We start from the raw sequence: 23,013 nt of genomic DNA, 5'->3' as shown, positions 1-23,013 counted from the left end.
GGTTTTAGAGTTGCGCGCTAAGGATATCGATTCCTTCGTTTTCTAGTAATTTGATGAGCTGAATTAAAGGTAGACCAATTAATGTATTAGGATCCCTGCCTTCCAGGCTACTGAACAAGCTGATTCCCAATCCTTCTGACTTGAAGCTGCCAGCACAATTGTAAGGTTGTTCTTTTTTTAGGTAAGTATCAATTTGTTCAGGCTTAAGAGCTCTAAATGCTACTTTGTAAGTTTCGACAATTGTCTGTATATTGCCGCTATTTGTATTTAAAAGACACAAACTTGTGACAAATGTGACCTCATTTCCAGAACAAGCACTAAGCTGTTTGATGGCATTTTCGTGAGTGTGTGGCTTGCCTAGTACAACGTCTTGTGCACCTAAACCGTCTTGTAATGTTGCTACTTGGTCTGAGGCAATGATTAATCCACATTGAGACTTTGCCACTTCCCGAGCTTTATCTTGAGCTAATCTATAAACGAGTTGCTCTGGCGATTCACCTGATTTTCTTGATTCGTCAATATCAGGAGACTGCATTGAAAATTCAAGCCCAAGTTTGCTTAATAAAGTTTGACGAAAGGGAGAAGATGAAGCGAGAATTAATGCCACGAGAGCTGCCGGTGTTTGTAAAATAGAGTTTATTTTACGTTATTTGAGGCTTTTTCATGCACTTATCCATCATTGTTGCAATGGACGACAATCAGTTAATTGGCAAAGATAATGCCCTGCCATGGAATCTACCAGCTGATTTAGGTTATTTTAAAAATACTACCACTGGAAAAACCGTACTCATGGGTAGAAAGACGTACGAATCTATTGGCAGGCCTTTGCCCAATCGTCGAAATGTGGTCATCAGTCGTAATGCTGATTTTCAGGCGCCAGGTTGCGAGGTGGTTAGTAGTATTGAAAGCGCACTTGAGCTGGCTAAAGAGGATGATGAGATTATGATTATGGGCGGTGCTTCTTTTTATGAGCAGATGTTGCCGAGTGTTGATCGTTTGTATATTACTCAGGTTGAAGGTGCTTATGCAGGTGATGCATATTTTCCTAGTTTTAATCGAGACGATTTTGTTGAAACTTTTAGAGAATCGCATCAGCCCGATGAGAAAAATAAGCATACTTATCATTTCACTGTTTTAGAGAGAAGGCCATAATGTTTAAATTAATCACTTTAATGTTGTCAGCTTTGTTAGTTTCAAGTTGTGTGCTAACCAAAGTAGTAACAGTGCCGATGCGAGTTGGTGGTGCGGTTATTTCAATTATCCCGGTTGTCGGCGAAGGTATCGATGAGGCGATTGATGAAGCGGCCGATGTTATTGACGCAGTGCCGATTTAGAATAAAATTTTAATCATAAAAAAAGGGTTGCTAAGAAGCAACCCTTTTTTTGTTTATCTATCTTTTAAGCTTTTCTTTCAGCTAGGACTCGCTTGAAATCTTTAGGCATAACCTTAATGAAATGTTTAATCTCATCATTCCAATTATCAAGAATGCGCTGAGCTACTTTTGATCCTGTGAATTGTAAATGACTAGATACAAAAGTTTTAAGTTCTGCTTGTGCATCTTCATCCATTGGATCTAGATCAATCATGACTGGGTTAACCATGTCTTTGAAGGTATCATGTGGGTTGTAAACATAAGCGATACCACCACTCATGCCTGCACCGAAGTTACGACCGACTTCACCCAAAATAGCTACGCGACCACCTGTCATATACTCACAACCATGATCACCAATACCTTCTACAACTGCGCTAACTCCTGAGTTACGCACACAGAAGCGCTCTGATACGCAACCTGATAAATAGATTTCACCACCGGTGGCGCCATAGCCACAAACGTTACCTGCAATTATTTCATCTTGTGCATTAAAAGTTGAATTTTTAGGCGGATAAACAATAACCCTGCCACCTGATAAACCTTTACCAACGAAGTCATTGGCATCACCCTCAACTTCAAGCGTGATACCCTTAGCAGTAAATGCACCCAATGATTGACCAGCAGAACCAGTAAATTTAACATGTACGCTATCATCTTTAAGTGTGTTTCCACCCCGTGCCTTGACTAAGCGTGACGATAACATTGCACCAACGGCGCGATCAACATTGGTAATTTTGCTATTAAGTTGCACAGTTTTAGTACCATCAATAACTGACTTAGATTGCTCGAATAAAGTATTGTCAAGCTGTAATTCTAATTGATGATCTTGAGCTTCAGTTTGGTAGGTACCTGTATTTGCATGTGGCTTTTGTGCAGGTGTTAATAACGCATCAAGATTGATTGTGCCTTGTTTCCAATGCTCAATAGCCTGGTTCATTTCCAGCATATCAACACGACCAATCATTTCGTTAACTGTTTTAAAGCCAAGATCAGCCATGATAAGGCGTAATTCTTTTGCCACCATAAATAGATAATTCACCACATGTTCTGGTTTGCCGGTAAATTTCTTGCGCAATTCTTTGTCTTGTGTCGCAATACCAACTGGGCAAGTATTTAAATGACACTTACGCATCATAATACAGCCCATGGTGATTAGTGGTGCTGTTGAGAATCCAAATTCTTCTGCACCGAGCAGTATACCGATAGCCACGTCCCTACCTGTTTTTAATTGACCATCAGTTTGAATCACTACGCGTGAGCGTAGATCATTCATGACTAGAGTTTGGTGAGTTTCTGCTAAGCCTAATTCCCATGGTAAACCAGCATGTTTAATACTTGTTAGAGGTGACGCACCAGTACCACCATCATGACCTGCAATAACGATATGGTCAGACTTTGCTTTGGTTACACCAGCAGCAATTGTGCCTACGCCAACTTCTGCAACCAATTTCACACTAATGCGTGCTTCTGGGTTAGAGCGTTTTAAATCGAAAATAAGTTGAGATAAATCTTCGATCGAATAAATATCATGGTGAGGTGGCGGGGAGATTAAACCAACACCAGGTGTTGAGTGACGAATAGCAGCAATGCCCTCGTCTACTTTTGAGCCAGGCAGCTCGCCACCTTCACCAGGCTTAGCACCTTGAGAGACTTTAATTTGAATTTCGTCTGCATTATTTAGATAGTCAATGGTGACACCAAAACGCCCTGAAGCAACTTGTTTAATAGCACTTCGACGAGAATCACCATTATCATCAGGTGTCCAGCGTTTTGCGTCTTCACCACCCTCACCGGTATTGGATTTACCGCCTAAACGGTTCATAGCAATCGCAAGTGATTCATGAGATTCAGCAGAGATTGAACCAAAACTCATCGCACCTGTGGCAAAGCGCTTGACTATTTCTTGAGCAGGCTCAACGTCATCAATAGCAATTGATTTTCCTTGTTTGAATGACATGAGTCCTCGTAGGGTTGAATTACGAGTACCTTCTTTATTGGCATGATCAGCAAAAGCCCAATAGGCTGATTCGTCATTATTTCGTGCAGCTAGCTGTAAATTAGAGATGGTTTTTGGATCCCACATATGGGTTTCACCACCACTGCGCCAATGATACTGGCCATTATTATCTAACGACTCAGCATGGTAGGCTTTTTGATGTCGTTTTTCACCTTCAGATTGCAAGATGTCAAAACCGACACCTTCAATACGGGAAGCTGTTTCAAAGAAACATTTATCCATTACTTCTGGTGCTAAGCCTACTGCTTCAAAAATTTGCGCACCTTTATATGATTCTAGAGTAGAAATACCCATTTTAGCCATCACTTTCAACATGCCTTTGGCAACGCCTTTACGATATGCTGCAATAATGGCTTCATCACTATCAATATCAATCATGTCGTCACGACGTGCTTGCCAAAGTGCTTCAAAAGCTAGGTATGGATTGATAGCATCAGCACCAAAACCTGTCATCAGACAGAAATGATGCACTTCACGCGCTTCGCCTGTTTCAACAATAATACCTACTTTGGTTCGCTCAGAGCTAGCAACTAGATGACGATGAAGGGCTGAAGAAGCTAGAAGGCTTGAGATAGCAACACGATTACTACCGACATTACGATCCGATAGAATAATTAGACTATGACCGTTTTTAATGGCTTTCGAACCTTTTGCACAGATCTCATCAAGCAGCGTAGAAATTTTCTTACCATCATTGACATCATAAGTAATATCAATGGTTTTAGTGGTCCAACCTAAGTGATTGCAATGTTTAAGCGCTGCAGTCTCTTCATTGGTTAGGATTGGATGGTCAATAACCAAACGATGTGCATTTTCTGCTTTGTTGCTAAGTAAGTTACCTTCAGGGCCAATTGAACAACGCAATGACATAACTACTTCTTCACGAATGGAGTCAATGGCCGGATTAGTTACTTGAGCAAATAATTGTTTAAAGTAGTCATAAATAATACGCGACTGATCAGATAAACAAGCAAGAGCTGAGTCATTACCCATGGAGCCAACAGGATCACGTAATTCGTTAACCAATGGTAAAAGCATAAACTGCAAGGTTTCAGTGCTATAGCCAAATGCTTGTAAACGATGTATTAAAGAATCAGGATGAAAGCCATGAGCCTCTTTTTCACAGTTTAGATCTGATAGGTGAATTTGTTGAGCATCTAACCATTGTTGATACGGATTTTTAGCGGCAAATTCAGCTTTAATAGCTTCATCGTCAACCAGTTCACCTTTGTCAAAATCAACCAAGAACATTTTTCCTGGGCGCAGTCTGCCTTTTGTTTTAACGTTATCTGTTGCAACATCAACCACACCAACTTCTGACGCCATAATAACACGGTCATCATGAGTTATGTAATAGCGTGAAGGACGCAATCCATTGCGATCAAGGACTGCACCGATTTGGTGCCCGTCAGTAAAGGCAATTGATGCAGGCCCGTCCCACGGCTCCATGACATTCGAAAAGTACTCATAAAATGCCTTCTTTTCCACACTCATATTGGTGTCATTTTGCCAAGCTTCAGGCACCATCATTAGCACTGCTTCTTGCAGAGTACGACCATTCATCATTAAAAATTCTAAAACATTATCAAAGCTACCAGAGTCAGATACTTCTGTTTCAATCACAGGTAAAGTCTTTTTCAGGTTATCGCCAAATAGCTCGCTTTCTAAGGTACCTTCACGAGCACGCATCCAATTAAAATTACCTTGACGTGTATTGATCTCACCATTATGTGACATGTAACGACAAGGTTGTGCACGATCCCATGATGGGAAGGTATTAGTTGAGAATCTTGAATGCACCATTGCTAAGTAGGTTGAGTATTCGGGGCTAGAAAGATCTGAATAAAAATCCAGCACCTGAGAACCCATTAACATGCCTTTATAGATAATAGTGGTAGTTGACAGACTACATACATAAAATAATATAGCTTCAGATAGTGATTCGTCAGTTCGGATGGTATGCGATGTTTGTTTTCTAATAATAAACAATGCACATTCGAAAGCTGGTGTATCAATACCGTCAGCTTTACCGATAATAAGTTGTTTGATAACAGGCTGTGACTCGCGAGCAATGTGGCCAACATCTGCTTTTTTAGTGTCAACAGGTACATCTCTCCAGCCAATAAATACTTGACCTTCATTACTAATAGCGGCTTCCATTATGCTCATGCAATGAGCGCGCTGTATATCATCTTGAGGCAAAAATACATTACCTACACCATAATCACCTTGGGCAACAGTTTGACCAAATAGAGTGTAAATTTCAGCAGCAAAAAAATCATGAGGAATGTTGGTTAAAATGCCAGCACCATCGCCTGTATTGGTCTCACAACCACAACCACCACGGTGATCCATTCTGCTTAGCATCTCTAAAGCATCAAGCGTAATCTGGTGTGAAGGCTGACCCTTAACATGGGCAATAAAGCCAACGCCACAGTTCTCCTTTTCATTGTTAGGTGAGTAAAGACCGTGAGCTTTTGGTAAGTGTAATAATGGGGTTTTCATAGGCTAAAAGTTACAAAATAAAAATCGAACAAAATCTATTAATTATAAACTAAAAGCCCCCTCTATTTAAGTTCAAATCCCTTAGTGTGAGAGTGTATTTGCTTAGAATAATAAGGTAGAATATTTATTAATTATTGATAAAAAACAATGCGCCCATGTTAGCGGTTATTTCCCCTTCTAAAACTCAAGATTTTTCTCCTCCCGATATACAAGATTACACATCAACTCGCCAACTCAATGAGTCAAAGATCCTGGTTAAAATTCTTAAACAAAAAACCCAAGTTGAGCTCTCTAAGCTTATGTCGATTAGTAAAAAATTGTCAGAGTTAAATTACACGCGCTTTCAAAATTTTTCAACACCCTTTGATTTTAACAATGCCAAACAAGCACTACTCGCCTTTAAGGGCGATGTTTATAACGGTATTGATGCGCCAAATTTATCCAAAAAAGATCTAGAGTTTGCACAAGATAATTTACGCATGCTTTCAGGGCTTTATGGGGTGATACGTCCCCTGGATTTAATTGCCCCTTATCGATTAGAAATGGGCACTAAGCTTGAAAACTCCAAGGGTAAAAATTTGTACGAATTTTGGGGTGATAAAATCTCCAAACTACTCAATGAAGATGAGACAGAAGTGATTATTAACTTGGCATCTAATGAGTATTTTAAAGGTATTGATAAAAAAGCATTAAAGGCGCAAGTTATTAATATTGTTTTTAAAGAATTAAAAAATGATACCTATAAAATTATTGGCATCTATGCCAAGCGAGCTCGCGGATTAATGGTTCAATTTATGATTAAAAATCGCATTAAAAATCCGCAAGATTTAAAAACATTTAAAGAGGAAGATTATTGCTTTAGAGAAGAAATGTCAGACTCGATGACATGGGTATTTACTCGAGGCTAAAGCGTCTTTTCCCCAAACAGACTTGTGTACTTTGTATGCAATATTCAAGTTTTTGCGTCTGCGACGAATGCGAACAAAGTTTAAATAATGCCGATCATCGATGCCAATCCTGTGCTGCACCTTTAAAATCTAAGCTACATTTTTGCGGTGCATGTTTGACCCAAGCGCCGCTATTCTCTAAAGCTTATACGCTATATGATTACTCTGGTAGTTGTGCCACTTTAGTTAAACACTTTAAATTTAATCATCAACTTTGTGTTGGTGATTTTTTAGCACATAAATTGTACGAAAAATACTTAGATATTATTCTTGAACAAGGTGAGTATGATGCAATAATTCCATTGCCTTTAAGTCGTCAAAGACTCAAAGAAAGAGGCTACAACCAAACGCATGAGTTATTAAGAGTGATCTCTAAAAACACCATAGGGTTGATTGATCAGCAAAGTGTCAAGCGAACCAAAATGACGCGCGCACTTTCAACACTCAATTTAGATGAACGCAAACTTGAAATAAAAAATGCGTTTAGCGCACAGGCTATGGACTATCAGAAAGTGTTACTAGTTGATGATGTCATGACCACAGGATCAAGTCTTAATGAATTAGCAAAAACGGTGCTTAAAGCGGGCGTTGGAACTTGCGATGTGTTGATACTTGCCAGGGCTTAATTTTTAAAAAGAACTGACGCCGGCAATTCCTTGAGCACCCAAATTTAAAGTTTTGTTTAAATCATTCAGGGTCATGCCACCTAGGAAATACACAGGAATATTTAACTGATCTACCACTTCTTTAGCCGCGTCCCAGCCAATTGGGGCGGTATCTGGATGTGTTTGTGTTGCTTGAACGGGCGAAATAACTACAAAGTCGGCACCTAAGGATTGAGCTTTTAGTGCTTCATTTAAATCATGGGTTGAAGCGCTGAGTATTTGGTTAGCGCCACATGGCCTCTCTTTTAGATTAAGCATTTCATTGGTGGTGAGGTGCCATCCATCACAATAGCCTTCCTTGAAAGTTTTATTTGGAATGTTTAATAATAACTTGGCGTTAACTTGATGACATTGGTTGTAAAGTTGTTGAATAAAGTCGCTATCTAGTTTAACTTTGCTACGAAGTTGTATGAGGCTAATACCTTGTTTTAGCTTTTCATCAAATTTTGCCATCCATGCATCACTTTGATGCTCACTCGATGGCGTGATCCAGTATTTATTAGGCAATGTGATTGAATTGATAAAATCTCTCATGGTCGGCAATAAGTTAAAGTGAGCCAAATGCTCAATTCCACTCCAAGTGATTTCTTGACCTTCAGCCCCAATGGGGGTGTTTTGGTATTGATTAATATTGTAAATGTTTAATTTTATCAGTCTATCAGGGTATTGATAAGTTAGGGTTTGGTGAATCGATAAATCCGTCACCACAATGTCTAGTTCTTCTTTTAGCTCTCTGATAATGGCTTCTTGATCAGACTCTGTAGGCTCAATTTTGCCACCTGGTAACTCCCAAAAGCCAGCCATAAATTGATGCGCTTGGCGCTTCGCTATAAGTATCTCGTTGGCAGAATTTTGCAGTACGCCAACAACAGCCTTGATTGTCTTCATTTGAATCAGCTAATGGTAAAATAAGCTTTATTTTAATTTGTAAGTCCTTTGAACATAGAGCAAAAAATTCAATTACTCAAGCCTTATGCGCAATTACTGTCAGGTAATATGATGGGTGTTGAGAAAGAAGGCCTGCGCGTTTCTGAAAAAGGCGGACTATCGCAAGCCCCACATCCTAGCACCTTGGGCTGTGCGCTAACTCATCCTAATATCACAACAGATTTTTCCGAATCTTTGTTAGAACTGGTGACTCCGCCGTTATCCAATGCTAAGTCTGTATTGGATTTTTTGCAAGATACTCAGCACTATCTATATTGTCGACTACCCAAGGATCAGAGTTTTTGGCCAGCCAGCATGCCATGTGTGATGCGTGGCAAGACTTATATCCCTATTGCACAGTATGGATCTAGTAATCGTGGCAAGATGAAAACAGTTTATCGTCAAGGCTTGGCAAATCGCTATGGAAGTGTGATGCAGGTTATTGCAGGTATTCATTTTAACTATTCATTTTCTGAAAAATTTATTGAAAAGTTTTGCGCAATATCTGTCAATGATCATAATAAAGATGAAGCCTATATGGCATTGACCCGAAATGTGGTGCGCTATGGGTGGATTGTGCCTTATTTATTTGGTGCATCACCTGCTGTTTGTAAATCATTCTTAAAAGGGTATCGACAACATTCTTTGGTTGAATTTAACAATTCAACTTTATATGCACCTTACGCAACTTCTTTACGCATGGGCGATATCGGCTATCAAAATTTGCGCGAAGATGAAGCGGGCGTAAAAGCCAACTACAACTCATTAAGTCATTATGTCCATTCGCTTAAATCGGGAATGGCCACAACATGCAGTGAACATGAAAAGTTCGGCATTAAGGTAAATGGAGAGTATCAGCAACTTAATACTAATATCTTACAGATTGAAAATGAATATTATGCTTCTGTTCGACCTAAACCTTTGGTGGAGCCTGGAAAAAAACCACTCGATAGTTTGAATGAAAAGGGTATTGCTTATATTGAGTTAAGGTCATTAGATGTTAATTCTTCTTTGCCATTAGGGATTGATGAGCAACAGATTCACTTTTTAGAAGTTTTTTTACTATTTTGCTTATTAAAAGACTCTCCCGCTATTTCTACTCGAGAACAATTTGAAATTGACAATAACGACAAGTTGGTTGCACACCAAGGCCGCAGGCCAAAGCTGAAACTTAAACGCCAATCTAAAGAGGTATCAATTGCTGAGCTCGGCGCTCAAATCACCAAAGACTTAGCGTCATGTGCCACTCTTTTTGGATCGATATATGTGCAAGAAGTTGAGGAGATCGCTCAGCGTTTTAATAATCCAGATCTAACACCATCTGCACAAGTGTTAAGCAGTATGAAAAAGCAAGGCCAAGGATTTTTTGACCATATCAATATGTATGCAGAGCAATATCGACAAGATTTTCTATCGCACGATATTAATCAGGCGCATTTTGATTATCTAGATGCTCAGGCACAAGAATCTTGTAAACAGCAGCGTGAGATTGAAGAGTCTGATACTATAAGCTTCGATCAATATCTAACACAATACTTTAACCAGGTTTAAACATGAGTAGTAGCGAATCAACCATTTGTGCGCTTGCCAGTAGTATTGGTAAAGGCGGTATTGGTGTTGTTCGTGTTTCTGGCCCACTGAGTCAAACGATTGCTCAAAAGATGCTAGGTTTTGTGCCCAGGCCTCGTTATGCACATTATGGATCGTTTTTTGACAATAATCATATCGAAGTCGATAAAGGCATTGCGTTATTTTTCCCAGGGCCAAACTCTTTTACGGGCGAAGACGTACTTGAATTTCAAGGTCATGGCGGGCTTAGTGTTATGCGCTCTTTAATAGAATCCTCGATTGCCTTAGGTGCCAAACCAGCTGAGCCAGGTGAATTTTCGAAACGTGCTTTTTTGAATGGAAAAATCGACCTGGTGCAAGCCGAAGCGGTAGCAGATATTATTGAAGCCAATTCTGAACAGGCTTCACGCTCTGCACTAAGATCTTTGTCTGGCGTGTTTTCAAAACAAGTAAATACGCTAACTCGTTCTATTATCGAGTTACGAGTCTTTATAGAGGCAACGATTGACTTTTCAGATGAAGAAATTGATTTTCTACAATCAGAACAAGTGAAAGAAAAAACACAGGCCATTCAAGAAGAAATCCAAAAAATTCTTCATTCTGCTACACAGGGTGCTATTTTGCGTGAGGGCTTAAATGTGGCTATTGCTGGCAAACCCAATGCTGGAAAGTCATCTTTATTAAATGCGCTAACTCAGCGCTCTAGCGCTATTGTGACAGATATTGCTGGCACGACAAGAGATGTACTGCGAGAGACTATACATATTAATGGTATGCCACTTAATATTATCGATACTGCAGGATTACATGAAAGCCGGGATATAGTTGAAAAGGAAGGCATTAGGAGAGCTATAGATGCAATTGCCAAAGCAGATGTAGTGTTAATGATGTATGACGCTCAGGACCAAGCCCCTGATTTTTCAGTATTACCTGAAACCGTTGCTCCTAAAAAATTATTAATTATTAAGAATAAAATTGACCTCACGGGTGAGAAAGTTGAAAGAACTGTTGAGAATAATAAGACACATCTATCTATTTGTGCAAAAGATATAAAAGGTGTAGACTTGTTAAAACAAGAACTGGCCGATAGGGCCGGACTTGATAGTGGTGCAGAAGGCGTGGTTTTGGCACGTAAGCGCCATATTATTGCTCTTGAAGAGTCACTGGAATCTATTAGCAATGCTTTAATGCAGCTCGATGGCGGCGCCATTGAATTAATGGCAGAAGATCTTCGCCATGCCGGGCAAGCCATGGGCAGTATTACTGGCGAGTTTTCTTCAGATGATTTGTTGGGTGAAATTTTCTCTTCTTTTTGTATTGGTAAATGATGAAGATTCAATATAAATTTTATCTATACTTTATCGTAACAGTCTTACTTTCTCCGTTTCTATTTACTGAGATTGCCTTAGTATACAAAACTCAAAATATTATTGACGCCCTCTTAGTTTCCTTGATTTTGCTAATTTATTTTGGGTTATATCTTTCGATTCGCAAAGATTTTCTTTTGCCCTTTGCTAATTTACAAAAATGGGTAACAGGCTTTAAATATAACCAAAATATACGCCTAGATGAGGCTCATAACACAACGTTCCAACCTGTTGCAACAGCGATTAACCACTTAATTGATGAAAACCAGCATCTTTATGATGATATGGAAAGTATTCTTAAGAAACAAATCCAGCGTCTTAGCCATAAATCAGCCTCATTGGAAACACTTTATAGTGTGTCATCAAAGCTCAATCAATTACATTCAACTGATGAATTATTCGAATATTTCTTAGGTATGTTTGTAAGTATGACAGGCGCAAGTTCAGGCGTTGCGAGAAGCTTGGCTGATGATGGAGAGTTGCATCTCATCTCTCAAGTAGGTGTTATTGACAAAGAAGGTCAAGAGTCTCAAGTTTTGAGTAGTGATTGTTTTTGTGGCGAAGTGGCAATGGCCAAGCAATCAGGCGTGCAGTTCAGTGTACATTCTTGCGCTAAATGTATCGGCAATCAATCTAAAAAAGTAGCTGATGTCGGTACCATCTTTATCCCACTGCGTCATCATGGAAAAACCTTAGGCATATTTAACTTGTTTTTTGATAGTGAGCCTTCACTTGCTTTTGATGAAAGGGCGTTATTAGAATCGATTGCTGAAAATATCGCTATCGCATTGGATAAGTCTTTTTTAAATGAGCAAACTAAGCGTATGGAGCTTTCACAAGAACGCTTATTTTTATCGCAAGAAATTCACGATTCTTTGGCGCAAACCATTTATAGTCTTAAATTACAAGTCAGTGTATTGGGTAATTCATTGAAGCAGGCTGAACAAATGGATGCTTATCATCAAGTTGAAACTTTACAAACTCATATTAACCAAGCTAATCAAGAGCTGCGAGAATTGATGTGCAACTTTCGTGTTCCATTGGACCCCAAGGGGATTGAGGTTTCATTGGAAAATCTAGTCAATCGCTTTAAATCTGAAGAAGGTATTGCGACTTTTTTACAAGTTAAAGGGAAGATAAGGGTTGATCCCGAGGTTGAGATGCAAATTATGCGTATAACTCAGGAAGCCTTAAGTAATATACGAAAACATGCCAGTGCGCGTAATGTTAGGATCTTACTCATGGCAAAACCGCATTGTCAGCTACTCATCGAAGATGACGGCATTGGCTTCGTAAAAGATCAAAGCCCTGGTGAAATAATGGGGAATAATATTGGTATGAATATTATGAAAGAACGTGCCGAGCGAATTGGTGCTGAAATTGAGGTTGAATCTGAGATAGACGAAGGCACTCGCATTATTGTTAATTTCGCTAAATAAAAAGAATATGAATATATATATAATTGATGACCACACACTTTTCAGAAATGGTTTAATCGCCTTACTGGAATCAAAAAATATTTCGGCCAGTGCTGCCTCATCACCAGAACAAGGCTTGGAAGAGCTTGCATCTTTAGAAGTTGATATTATTCTTCTCGATTTACGCATGCCTCAGATGTCGGGTGTAGAGGTTTTGCAGATACTAAAAACACGTCAGACGATAGCGCCAGTTGTTATGTTAACAACAAGCACAGAAGAAAATGATTTACGCAATTGTCTTAAATACGGAGCTCAAGGCTATTTACTTAAAGACATGGATCCTGATGAATTAGTCGATGCATTGAATGAAATCTCAAAAGGCTCAATTGTTGTGGCACAAGACATGACGCATATTTTAGCCAAAGTTTTACGTAATGAATTAAACGAGAACGAGCCATCATTTGAAATTTTAACTAATCGAGAAAAGGAAGTGGCGTGCCAACTATCGATAGGACATAGTAATAAAGTAATTGCGAGAGAATTAGGCATTTCAGACGGTACAGTCAAACTACATGTTAAATCAATTTTAAAAAAACTATCGTTGTCCTCTCGAGTAGAGGTCGCAGTAATGGTGACTGAGAAAGGCTGCTGTAAATAGGAATTAGGAGATGGATCAATATCAACAGTTAGTAGAATTAGCGTTAAAAACAGTGGACGAAATCTTTCCTTGGGATCTGGAAGAAGAGATTAGCACAACATCAACTCTTATTCTATTAGACATAAGAGAAACTTATGAGTATGAGATGATGCACATTAGAAATTCATTACATATTCCTAGAGGGGTGCTCGAAGGAGCCTGTGTTTGGAATTATGACGACACCGTCCCAGAGCTTGCCAAAGCAAGAAACCAAAATATCGTCATTATTTGTCGATCAGGTAATAGAAGCGTCCTAGCGGCTCAGACAATGCAACAGTTGGGATTTGAAAATGTTCGATCATTAAAGATGGGCATTAAAGGTTGGAATGATAATGATATGGAAATGATCGATGTTCATCAAGAAGTTGTTGATCTTGATAAGGCAGATAAGTGGCTTAATAAAGCAGTTCCAAAGAGTAAATTAACCCCTAAAGAATTAATTTAAAAAATAATCAAAATAACGCTTGACCATCAAAAAAATCTTAGTATAATTCTGCGCTTTCACTGCACGAAAAAAGTAAAAAGTTTTTTGCAAAAGAAAGTTGAAATAAGTGTTGACAAGTAGATTTAACGCTGTATAATTTCCATCTTTCACTGCATAACAATTACATTTTTTGCAGTAGCTCTTTAAAAATATATCAAATAACTTGTGTGGGCACTCGTACATTAAATTGTGCAAGTGCACATTAAAAAACTAAAGCAATCAAGCTTTTAAAAAAACTGAACGCAAAGCGCACTTATTTATAAGTGTAGCCAAGCTTCAAAATAGTTAGAATTAAACTGAAGAGTTTGATCCTGGCTCAGATTGAACGCTGGCGGTATGCTTAACACATGCAAGTCGAACGGAAACGATGTTAGCTTGCTAACAGGCGTCGAGTGGCGGACGGGTGAGTAACGCGTAGGAATCTACCAAATAGCGGGGGATAGCCCGGAGAAATCCGGATTAATACCGCATAATCTCTACGGAGTAAAGAGGGCCTCTATTTATAAGCTTTCACTATTTGATGAGCCTGCGTAAGATTAGCTTGTTGGTGAGGTAAAAGCTCACCAAGGCGACGATCTTTAGCTGGTCTGAGAGGATGATCAGCCACACTGGGACTGAGACACGGCCCAGACTCCTACGGGAGGCAGCAGTGGGGAATATTGGACAATGGGCGCAAGCCTGATCCAGCAATACCGCGTGTGTGAAGAAGGCCTGAGGGTTGTAAAGCACTTTCAATTGTGAAGAAAAGCTAAAGATTAATACTCTTTAGCCTTGACGTTAACTTTAGAAGAAGCACCGGCTAACTCCGTGCCAGCAGCCGCGGTAATACGGAGGGTGCAAGCGTTAATCGGAATTACTGGGCGTAAAGCGTGCGTAGGTGGTTTGTTAAGTCAGATGTGAAAGCCCCGGGCTCAACCTGGGAACTGCATTTGAAACTGGCAAACTAGAGTATAGGAGAGGAAAGTGGAATTTCAGGTGTAGCGGTGAAATGCGTAGATATCTGAAGGAACATCAATGGCGAAGGCAGCTTTCTGGACTAATACTGACACTGAGGTACGAAAGCGTGGGTAGCAAACAGGATTAGATACCCTGGTAGTCCACGCCGTAAACGATGACAACTAGCCGTTGGGAGGGTTTACCTCTTAGTGGCGAAGCTAACGCGTTAAGTTGTCCGCCTGGGGAGTACGGCCGCAAGGTTAAAACTCAAAGGAATTGACGGGGACCCGCACAAGCGGTGGAGCATGTGGTTTAATTCGATGCAACGCGAAGAACCTTACCTGGTCTTGACATACACGGAACTTTCCAGAGATGGATTGGTGCCTTCGGGAACCGTGATACAGGTGCTGCATGGCTGTCGTCAGCTCGTGTCGTGAGATGTTGGGTTAAGTCCCGTAACGAGCGCAACCCCTATCCTTATTTGCCAGCACGTCATGGTGGGAACTATAAGGAGACTGCCGGTGATAAACCGGAGGAAGGCGGGGACGACGTCAAGTCATCATGGCCCTTACGACCAGGGCTACACACGTGCTACAATGGGAAGGACAAAGGGTTGCTAAGCCGCGAGGTGGTGCTAATCTCATAAACCTTTTCGTAGTCCGGATCGGAGTCTGCAACTCGACTCCGTGAAGTCGGAATCGCTAGTAATCGTGGATCAGAATGCCACGGTGAATACGTTCCCGGGTCTTGTACACACCGCCCGTCATACCATGGGAGTGGGTTGCACCAGAAGTAGCTAGTCTAACTGTTTACAGGGGACGGTTACCACGGTGTGATTCATGACTGGGGTAAAGTCGTAACAAGGTAACCCTAGCGGAAGCTGGGGTTGGATCACCTCCTTAAGAAAAGTATGAGTGTCCACAACAAGTTATTTGATAAAATTTAAAGAATAGACTAAGTGACCCTTAAAGACAATTTATTGTTTTACGGGTCTGTAGCTCAGTTGGTTAGAGCGCACCCCTGATAAGGGTGAGGTCGGTGGTTCAAATCCACCCAGACCCACCATTTTATGATATTATCATAATCTATTGGGGCCATAGCTCAGCTGGGAGAGCGCTTGCCTTGCACGCAAGAGGTCGGGAGTTCGATCCTCCCTGGCTCCACCACTTATTCTAAAGTTTAAAAACTTAAACAAGTTAACGTAATTGTTACTTTGTTTAAGTTTTTATACCAAGCTTTCGAGTTTGGAGCTCTTTAACAATTTAATACATGAAGTAAAGTTTGTAAATATACAATATAACAACGCGATGACTGTTGTGATGACAGTTATCATTGGTGTATTGCATTGACACAACAATTTCAAAAAATATGGATTCTCAGTGAGAGATTTATTTCTCTCATTGAATAATAAAAAATAGAATTCACCGATTGTAATTTATTACAATTTGTGACTTCTTGGTGAATAAGAATCATGTAACTCAGATACTTTGGGGTTATATGGTCAAGTGAATAAGTGCATACGACGGATGCCTTGGCATTAGAAGGCGATGAAGGACGTGATAATCTGCGATAAGCTTCGGTTAGCTGATAAATAAGCTTTAACCCGGAGATCTCCGAATGGGAAAACCCAATGGTCATCAGACCATTATCTTTGACTGAATACATAGGTCACTGAAGCTAACCTAGGGAACTGAAACATCTAAGTACCTAGAGGAAAAGAAATCAACCGAGATTCCCTTAGTAGCGGCGAGCGAACGGGGACCAGCCCTTAAGCATATTTTAAATTACTAGAATGTTCTGGAAAGTTCAACGATACAGGGTGATAGTCCCGTATAGGAAAGTTTAATTTATGTGAAATCGAGTAAGGCGGCGCACGTGAAACGCTGTTTGAATATGGGGGGACCACCCTCCAAGGCTAAATACTCTCTAATGACCGATAGTGAACAAGTACCGTGAGGGAAAGGCGAAAAGAACCCCGGGAGGGGAGTGAAATAGAACCTGAAATCGTATGCATACAAGCAGTAGGAGCGGATTTATTCCGTGACTGCGTACCTTTTGTATAATGGGTCAGCGACTTACTTCTCAGTTGCAAGGTTAACCAATAGGGGAGCCGTAGGGAAACCGAGTCTTAAATGGGCGATTAGTAGCTGGGAGTAGACCCGAAACCGGGTGATCTATCCATGGCCAGGGTGAAGGTTAGGTAAAACTAACTGGAGGCCCGAACCCACTTATGTTGAAAAATGAGGGGATGAGCTGTGGATAGGGGTGAAAGGCCAAACAAACCCGGAGATAGCTGGTTCTCTCCGAAATCTATTTAGGTAGAGCCTCATGTATTACTTCAGGGGGTAGAGCACTGTTATGGCTAGCGGGACGTCAAGTCTTAGTAAACCATTGCAAACTCCGAATACCTGAAAGTATGAGCATGGGAGACACACTGCGGGTGCTAACGTCCGTGGTGGAAAGGGAAACAACCCAGACCATCAGCTAAGGTCCCAAAATTGTAGTTAAGTGGGAAACGATGTGAAAAGGCCCAGACAGCCAGGAGGTTGGCTTAGAAGCAGCCATTCCTTTAAAGAGTGCGTAATAGCTCACTGGTCGAGTCGGTTTGCGCGGAAGATTTAACGGGGCTAAAACTACATACCGAAGCTATGGATCGCAATTTATTGCGATGGTAGGAGAGCGTTCTGTAAGCCGTTGAAGGTGTCCTGTGAGGGATGCTGGAGGTATCAGAAGTGCGAATGCTGACATGAGTAACGATAAAGGGGGTGAAAAACCCCCTCGCCAGAAGTCCAAGGTTTCCTACGCAACGTTAATCGGCGTAGGGTTAGTCGGCCCCTAAGGCGAGGCAGAAATGCGTAGTCGATGGGAAACAGGTTAATATTCCTGTACTTCATATAACTGCGATGGGAAGACGGAGAAGGTTAGCTCAGCAAGGCGATGGTTGTCCTTGTTCAAGCGTGTAGAAATGGTTCTTAGGAAAATCCGGGAACCTCTATTTCAAGGCGTGATAACGAGTCCTCTTTTGGACGAAGTGAGTGATACCATGCTTCCAGGAAAATCCTCTAAGCTATAGGTTATATGAAACCGTACCCCAAACCGACACAGGTGGACGAGATGAGAATTCTAAGGCGCTTGAGAGAACTCGGGTAAAGGAACTAGGCAAAATGACACCGTAACTTCGGGAGAAGGTGTGCTCTTTGTAGGTGTAATCACTTGCTGATGAAGCCGAAAAGAGTTGAAGATACCAGGTGGCTCCGACTGTTTATTAAAAACACAGCACTCTGCAAACACGTAAGTGGACGTATAGGGTGTGACGCCTGCCCGGTGCTTGAAGGTTAATTGATGAGGTTAGGATTCGTCCGAAGCTTTTGATCGAAGCCCAAGTAAACGGCGGCCGTAACTATAACGGTCCTAAGGTAGCGAAATTCCTTGTCGGGTAAGTTCCGACCTGCACGAATGGCGTAACGAGGGCCACACTGTCTCTACCCGAGACTCAGTGAAATTGAAATTGCTGTTAAGATGCAGTATACCCGCGGCCAGACGGAAAGACCCCGTGCACCTTTACTACAGCTTTGCATTGAACTCTGATTCTACTTGTGTAGGATAGGTGGGAGGCTTTGAAGCTTTAACGCTAGTTAGAGTGGAGCCAACCTTGAAATACCACCCTGGTATAGTTGGGGTTCTAACCTTGGTCCATTATCTGGATCGGGGACAATGCATGGTGGGTAGTTTGACTGGGGCGGTCTCCTCCTAAAGAGTAACGGAGGAGCGCAAAGGTACCCTCAGCACGGTCGGACATCGTGCAATGAGCGCAAAGGTAAAAGGGTGCTTGACTGCGAGACTGACACGTCGAGCAGGTAGGAAACTAGGTCTTAGTGATCCGGTGGTTCTGAGTGGAAGGACCATCGCTCAACGGATAAAAGGTACGCCGGGGATAACAGGCTGATACCGCCCAAGAGTTCACATCGACGGCGGTGTTTGGCACCTCGATGTCGGCTCATCACATCCTGGGGCTGAAGCAGGTATGGCTGTTCGCCATTTAAAGTGGTACGCGAGCTGGGTTTAGAACGTCGTGAGACAGTTCGGTCCCTATCTACCGTGGGCGTTGGAGACTTGAGGGAAGCTGTTCTTAGTACGAGAGGACCGGAATGGACAAACCTCTGGTGTTTCGGTTGTGACGCCAGTCGCATTGCCGAGTAGCTATGTTTGGAAAGGATAACCGCTGAAAGCATCTAAGCGGGAAGCCCCTCCCAAGATGAGGTCTCCCTGACAGTTTAACTGTCCTAAAGATCCCTCGGAGACTACGAGGTTGATAGGCACGGTGTGGAAGTGTAGCGATACATGAAGCTAACGTGTACTAATTGATCGTGAGGCTTGACCATATAACACCCAAATTATTTGGATATTAATTTATTCAATCTATAGTTTTTGTGTTGATGTGTCATGCAATACACTGAGTAAGTGTACAAACTTTATAAATGTATTTAATTGTTATATCTCAGATTAATTTATTAATCAAGATATAGAAACTTTTTAATTAGCAACAGCTGTATTTAATACAGTATTGCAACCAGTTTGCTTAGTGACAATAGCAAGTGTGACCCACCTGATCCCATTCCGAACTCAGAAGTGAAACCACTTAGCGCCGATGGTAGTGTGGGGTCTCCCCATGTGAGAGTAGGACATTGCTAGGCTTTAATTCTAAAAACCCCAGAAATCATTACGATTTCTGGGGTTTTTTTTTGATTTTTTTACATCCTTTACTCAATTTAGGATATAACTGTCAAAATTAAAAAAAATGAGGAGAGTAATAAAATGATTAATAAATACTTTGATATTGTCAATCGCGGCAGTACGATTAAAACCGAGGTTATTGCCGGTATTACAACTTTTTTAACCATGTCATACATTATTGTATTAAACCCTGATGTATTAAGTATGGCAGGCATGGATAAAGGTGCTGTCTTTACGGCAACTATTATCGCTGCTATTGTTGGTTCATTAATCATGGGATTGTATGCCAACTATCCGGTGGTATTAGCTCCAGGTGTTGGTTTGAGTGCATTTTTCACTTTTGGTGTTGTAATGGGTATGGGGTATAACTGGGAAATTGCACTAGGTGCAGTATTATTCTCAGGCATAATTTTTTTACTTATTAGTATTTTTAAGTTACGTCAATGGGTAGTTGAAAGTATTCCAATGACTTTGCGTTATGCTATTGCAGCAGGTATTGGTTTTTTCTTAGCATTAATCGCTCTTAAAAACTCAGGTCTAGTTGTCGATCATGCAGCTACTTTTGTAACCCTTGGAGATGTCACTAGACCAGAATCTTTACTAACCTTATTTGGGTTGTTGATGATTGCTATTCTGGCATACAGAAAAGTTATTGGCGCGGTAATGATTACTATCATTACTATTACAGTTATTGCTTTAATGATGGGTATGATTGAATTCTCTGGCTTTATGTCCATGCCACCTTCACTCGAGCCAACCTACATGAAGCTTGATATTGCTGGTGCATTTGATATTGCTATGATTGGTGTAATTTTTGCTTTTCTTTTTGTTGATCTTTTTGACACATCAGGCACTTTAATTGCAGTTGCACATCAGGGCAATATGCTTGATAAAGATGGCAATTTACCCAATATGAAAAAAGCAATGACTGCAGATAGTGTCGCGACAATCGTAGGTGCTGGCTTGGGTACTTCTACTACAACTAGCTTTATCGAATCTGGTTCAGGTATTAGCGCTGGTGGACGAACTGGACTAACTGCAGTCGTTGCAGCAGGCTTATTTTTTGTGGCTTTATTCTTTGCGCCTCTAGTTTCAATTGTGCCTTCGTATGCTACTGCTCCAGCTTTATTGTTTGTTGCGGTGTTGATGTCTGCTGGCTTAGCTAAGGTTGATTGGACTGATTTAACAGAAGCTGTTCCTGTTCTTATAACGGTTCTCATGATGCCATTTACTTTTTCAATTGTTCAAGGTATCGCTTTTGGTTTTATTAGTTATGTGGTGATGAAGTTATTCACTGGTAAAGCGTCTTCTTTAAGCTCAGGTATGTATGTTGTTAGCGCTCTGTTCATTGCAAAGTTTGTATTTCTATAACAATGTCGGTAGAAAAAACGTATATAACAGCGGATGACTTATTACTAGATTCTTTTAGACTTGGAGTTGCCATTCACAATAGCGAGTTTAAACCCGATTTTATTGTTGGAGTGTGGCGTGGTGGAACTCCAGTAGGTATTGCTATTCAAGAAATATTGGCTTATCTTGGTAATGACACAGATCATATCGCCATTCGAACCTCTTCTTATGACGGTATTGACGACCGACGTGACCAGGTTCAAGTGCATGGTTTGGGCTATCTGATTCGTAATATCAATGCCGCAGATAAGCTGCTATTGGTTGATGATGTGTTTGATTCTGGAAGAAGCATCCAAGCTATTATTGATACTTTGCACACCAAGTCTCGCAAAAATACGCCAACGGATATTCGGATTGCTGTTCCTTGGTATAAGCCAGACAACAATAAAACCAAAATCGAGCCTGACTATTATCTGCATAAAACTGATGACTGGCTAATCTTTCCTCATGAGATGGATGGTCTTAGCAAAGAAGAAATTTTTGCAAACAAGCCAGGACTCAAGAGCATTTTAGCAAAAGTGAGTTAAATGGTTGTTAGTTGGCATTTAACGCTTAAAATCTTAGTTTAAAAATTTCAGAAATATTGAAAATGAGGGTTTAAAGACTAATAAATACCCGCTTTTTATCGAAAAATAGCCAAAAATAAGATTTTAAAGCTATATTTCGATGATTTTTTCGCTTATTATTGTCTAGAAAGATAAAATTTTAGAAATTTTACGAATCGGCTAATTTTTGATCTATCCATGCTTATTAACCCAATTAATAAAGTCTGGCGAACTTAATGCGCCAGATACACGGTCAATTTCCTGGCCATTTTTAAACATCACTAATGTTGGAATTGAGCGAATATTATATTTGGCAGAAATAGCTTGTTCAGCTTCTGTTTCAATTTTAATAAAACGCGCCCTAGGTTCTAATTGACTAGCAGCTTGTTTAAAAGTGGGAGCAAACTGCTGACACGGGCCACACCAAGTTGCCCAAAAATCTACAACTAAAAGCTCATCTGTTTTATCAATAGCGCGCGTGAGTTGAGCGCCATTCATTGAAATAGGCTCACCCATATAAAGCGGCTTACTGCATTTCCCACAGTTTGGATTGTTGTTAAGTTTATCTGTTGGCAGTTTGTTAAGACCGCCACAACTTGTGCACATGGTAATCATAAATAGCTCCTAATTTTTTTATTTCGATAAGGAGTATCTAAGGGCATTTAGGATTAATTACAAGTTAAACGATGTTATCACTTGAGGATTCGTTCTTATAAGTAATGTCTTGTCGAGTGGATGGACGTTTAGAGCGTGGTATTTTGTTCTTCTTTTTAATGACTTTTTCTTCTTTCGATACAATTTGTTCTACCGACACAAGATCATTCACACTCTTTTTGATAGATTTAAAGGCTTTAGGCGCTTGAATTTCAACCATTTGCTGAATGATCCATTTTTCATCGACCTCAGTCATAGCGTGCTGGATTTTCTCACCAAAGTAGCGCATGAATAGGTAATTTGGCTCACCATCTTTAAATTCATAATCACTATAATCTTTAGAGCGAGCATTGTAGGTTTGGATAAACTCTTTCCAGTGATCGCCTGGGCCAATGCGCTCGCCTTTATTTTCATGATAATAATCAGCTGATTGTTTGGCAAGCGCAATTACTAATTCTTGGCGTTTTTTAGCATCAAGAATGTCAAAAGATAGCCGGTCGACACACTGAATTAAATAGCATAAGTATTCTTGAATCACATCAAATACCTGCTCTTTTTCGATCACATAAGCTTCATTGATTAAATCTTCTAAATGATTTTTAGTAATACGCCAAGCGTTAAAAGCTAGAGCACCAGCGATATCATCAATGGTTTTGACTTGGGTTTTGTGCCAGGTACTTTTAACTCTCATTTAGCTTCATAATTAATTCTTTATAAGAGGATTTTAACAAGCAATGTAAGAGCAATTACTTGTAATTACAA

General features: G+C 40.5%; 16 protein-coding genes, 2 tRNA genes and 3 rRNA genes. 16 read left to right on the top strand and 5 right to left on the bottom strand.

From position 1 onward, the window contains the following. Positions 1-4: 4 nt before the first annotated feature. On the bottom strand, positions 5-607 hold the full coding sequence (locus N9Y32_00850) for a Maf family nucleotide pyrophosphatase (GenBank protein MDB2589563.1): 603 nt from the start codon (positions 605-607) through the stop codon (positions 5-7). Positions 608-663: 56 nt separating this feature from the next. Here N9Y32_00850 and folA point away from each other — a divergent pair, with 56 nt between their 5' ends. Together folA and N9Y32_00840 are read left to right on the top strand one after the other, a co-directional pair. Continuing rightward, positions 664-1,152 carry a type 3 dihydrofolate reductase gene (gene folA, locus N9Y32_00845; GenBank protein ID MDB2589562.1) on the top strand — a complete coding sequence of 163 codons (489 nt, stop codon included), beginning with the start codon at positions 664-666 and terminating at the stop codon, positions 1,150-1,152. Beyond that, a complete protein-coding gene (locus N9Y32_00840) occupies positions 1,152-1,334 on the top strand; it encodes a hypothetical protein (GenBank protein ID MDB2589561.1) in 183 nt (60 codons plus the stop codon). Before folA ends, N9Y32_00840 begins: the two co-directional genes overlap by 1 nt. Positions 1,335-1,398: 64 nt before the next feature. On the opposite strand, the gene gltB is transcribed toward N9Y32_00840, so the two are convergent. Next, the gene (gene gltB / locus N9Y32_00835; GenBank protein MDB2589560.1) at positions 1,399-5,898 is read right to left on the bottom strand and encodes a glutamate synthase large subunit; all 4,500 of its coding nucleotides are present in this window, start codon (positions 5,896-5,898) and stop codon (positions 1,399-1,401) included. Between the two features lie 155 nt (positions 5,899-6,053). Here gltB and yaaA point away from each other — a divergent pair, with 155 nt between their 5' ends. Next, a complete protein-coding gene (yaaA, locus tag N9Y32_00830; GenBank protein MDB2589559.1) occupies positions 6,054-6,806 on the top strand; it encodes a peroxide stress protein YaaA in 753 nt (250 codons plus the stop codon). Between the two features lie 35 nt (positions 6,807-6,841). Next, entirely contained in the window at positions 6,842-7,471 is a 630-nt protein-coding gene (locus N9Y32_00825) for a hypothetical protein (protein MDB2589558.1), read from the top strand. A gap of 3 nt (positions 7,472-7,474) precedes the next feature. Here N9Y32_00825 and N9Y32_00820 read toward each other — a convergent pair whose 3' ends face one another. Beyond that, positions 7,475-8,398 (bottom strand): Nudix family hydrolase, encoded by a 924-nt coding sequence (locus N9Y32_00820; GenBank protein ID MDB2589557.1) that lies wholly within the window; start codon positions 8,396-8,398, stop codon positions 7,475-7,477. Positions 8,399-8,446: 48 nt separating this feature from the next. On the opposite strand from N9Y32_00820, the gene gshA reads away from it, so the two are divergent. The 12 genes from gshA (at position 8,447) to N9Y32_00760 (ending at position 21,579) form a co-directional block, all read left to right on the top strand. Next, positions 8,447-9,988: a glutamate--cysteine ligase gene (gene gshA, locus N9Y32_00815; GenBank protein MDB2589556.1), complete on the top strand. Its 1,542-nt coding sequence runs from the start codon at positions 8,447-8,449 to the stop codon at positions 9,986-9,988. A 2-nt stretch (positions 9,989-9,990) separates the two neighbouring features. Next, complete coding sequence (mnmE, locus tag N9Y32_00810) at positions 9,991-11,334, top strand: tRNA uridine-5-carboxymethylaminomethyl(34) synthesis GTPase MnmE (protein ID MDB2589555.1); 1,344 nt, start codon at positions 9,991-9,993, stop codon at positions 11,332-11,334. A 176-nt stretch (positions 11,335-11,510) separates the two neighbouring features. Next, positions 11,511-12,812: a histidine kinase gene (locus tag N9Y32_00805; GenBank protein ID MDB2589554.1), complete on the top strand. Its 1,302-nt coding sequence runs from the start codon at positions 11,511-11,513 to the stop codon at positions 12,810-12,812. A 7-nt stretch (positions 12,813-12,819) separates the two neighbouring features. Beyond that, positions 12,820-13,449, top strand: coding sequence for a response regulator (locus tag N9Y32_00800; protein ID MDB2589553.1), 630 nt, complete (start codon positions 12,820-12,822; stop codon positions 13,447-13,449). 10 nt (positions 13,450-13,459) lie between these two features. Beyond that, positions 13,460-13,933, top strand: a complete 474-nt coding sequence (locus N9Y32_00795) for a rhodanese-like domain-containing protein (GenBank protein ID MDB2589552.1) — start codon at positions 13,460-13,462, stop codon at positions 13,931-13,933. Positions 13,934-14,265: 332 nt separating this feature from the next. Beyond that, positions 14,266-15,810, top strand: a 16S ribosomal RNA gene (locus tag N9Y32_00790). Positions 15,811-15,896: 86 nt separating this feature from the next. Then, positions 15,897-15,973: transfer RNA gene (locus tag N9Y32_00785), tRNA-Ile, on the top strand. A 25-nt stretch (positions 15,974-15,998) separates the two neighbouring features. After that, positions 15,999-16,074: transfer RNA gene (locus N9Y32_00780), tRNA-Ala, on the top strand. 333 nt (positions 16,075-16,407) lie between these two features. Then, positions 16,408-19,290 (top strand): 23S ribosomal RNA (locus N9Y32_00775). Between the two features lie 196 nt (positions 19,291-19,486). Then, positions 19,487-19,602: ribosomal RNA gene (gene rrf / locus N9Y32_00770) — 5S ribosomal RNA — on the top strand. The 16S, 23S and 5S rRNA genes sit together here with 2 tRNA genes alongside, the layout of an rRNA operon. Positions 19,603-19,723: 121 nt before the next feature. After that, complete coding sequence (locus N9Y32_00765; GenBank protein ID MDB2589551.1) at positions 19,724-21,013, top strand: NCS2 family permease; 1,290 nt, start codon at positions 19,724-19,726, stop codon at positions 21,011-21,013. Positions 21,014-21,015: 2 nt separating this feature from the next. Beyond that, complete coding sequence (locus tag N9Y32_00760) at positions 21,016-21,579, top strand: phosphoribosyltransferase family protein (protein MDB2589550.1); 564 nt, start codon at positions 21,016-21,018, stop codon at positions 21,577-21,579. Positions 21,580-21,789: 210 nt separating this feature from the next. Here the strand turns inward: N9Y32_00760 and trxC are convergent, their stop codons facing one another. Beyond that, on the bottom strand, positions 21,790-22,212 hold the full coding sequence (gene trxC, locus N9Y32_00755) for a thioredoxin TrxC (GenBank protein MDB2589549.1): 423 nt from the start codon (positions 22,210-22,212) through the stop codon (positions 21,790-21,792). A gap of 64 nt (positions 22,213-22,276) precedes the next feature. Continuing rightward, on the bottom strand, positions 22,277-22,942 hold the full coding sequence (locus N9Y32_00750; GenBank protein ID MDB2589548.1) for a hypothetical protein: 666 nt from the start codon (positions 22,940-22,942) through the stop codon (positions 22,277-22,279). Positions 22,943-23,013 lie beyond the last annotated feature (71 nt).

Origin of the sequence: Candidatus Thioglobus sp. (assembly GCA_028228555.1) — a bacterium.
Classification (GTDB): Bacteria; Pseudomonadota; Gammaproteobacteria; order PS1; family Pseudothioglobaceae; genus Thioglobus_A.
The sequence above is the reverse complement of the archived record's forward strand: the minus strand, read 5'-3'. Positions and strand labels throughout refer to the sequence as shown.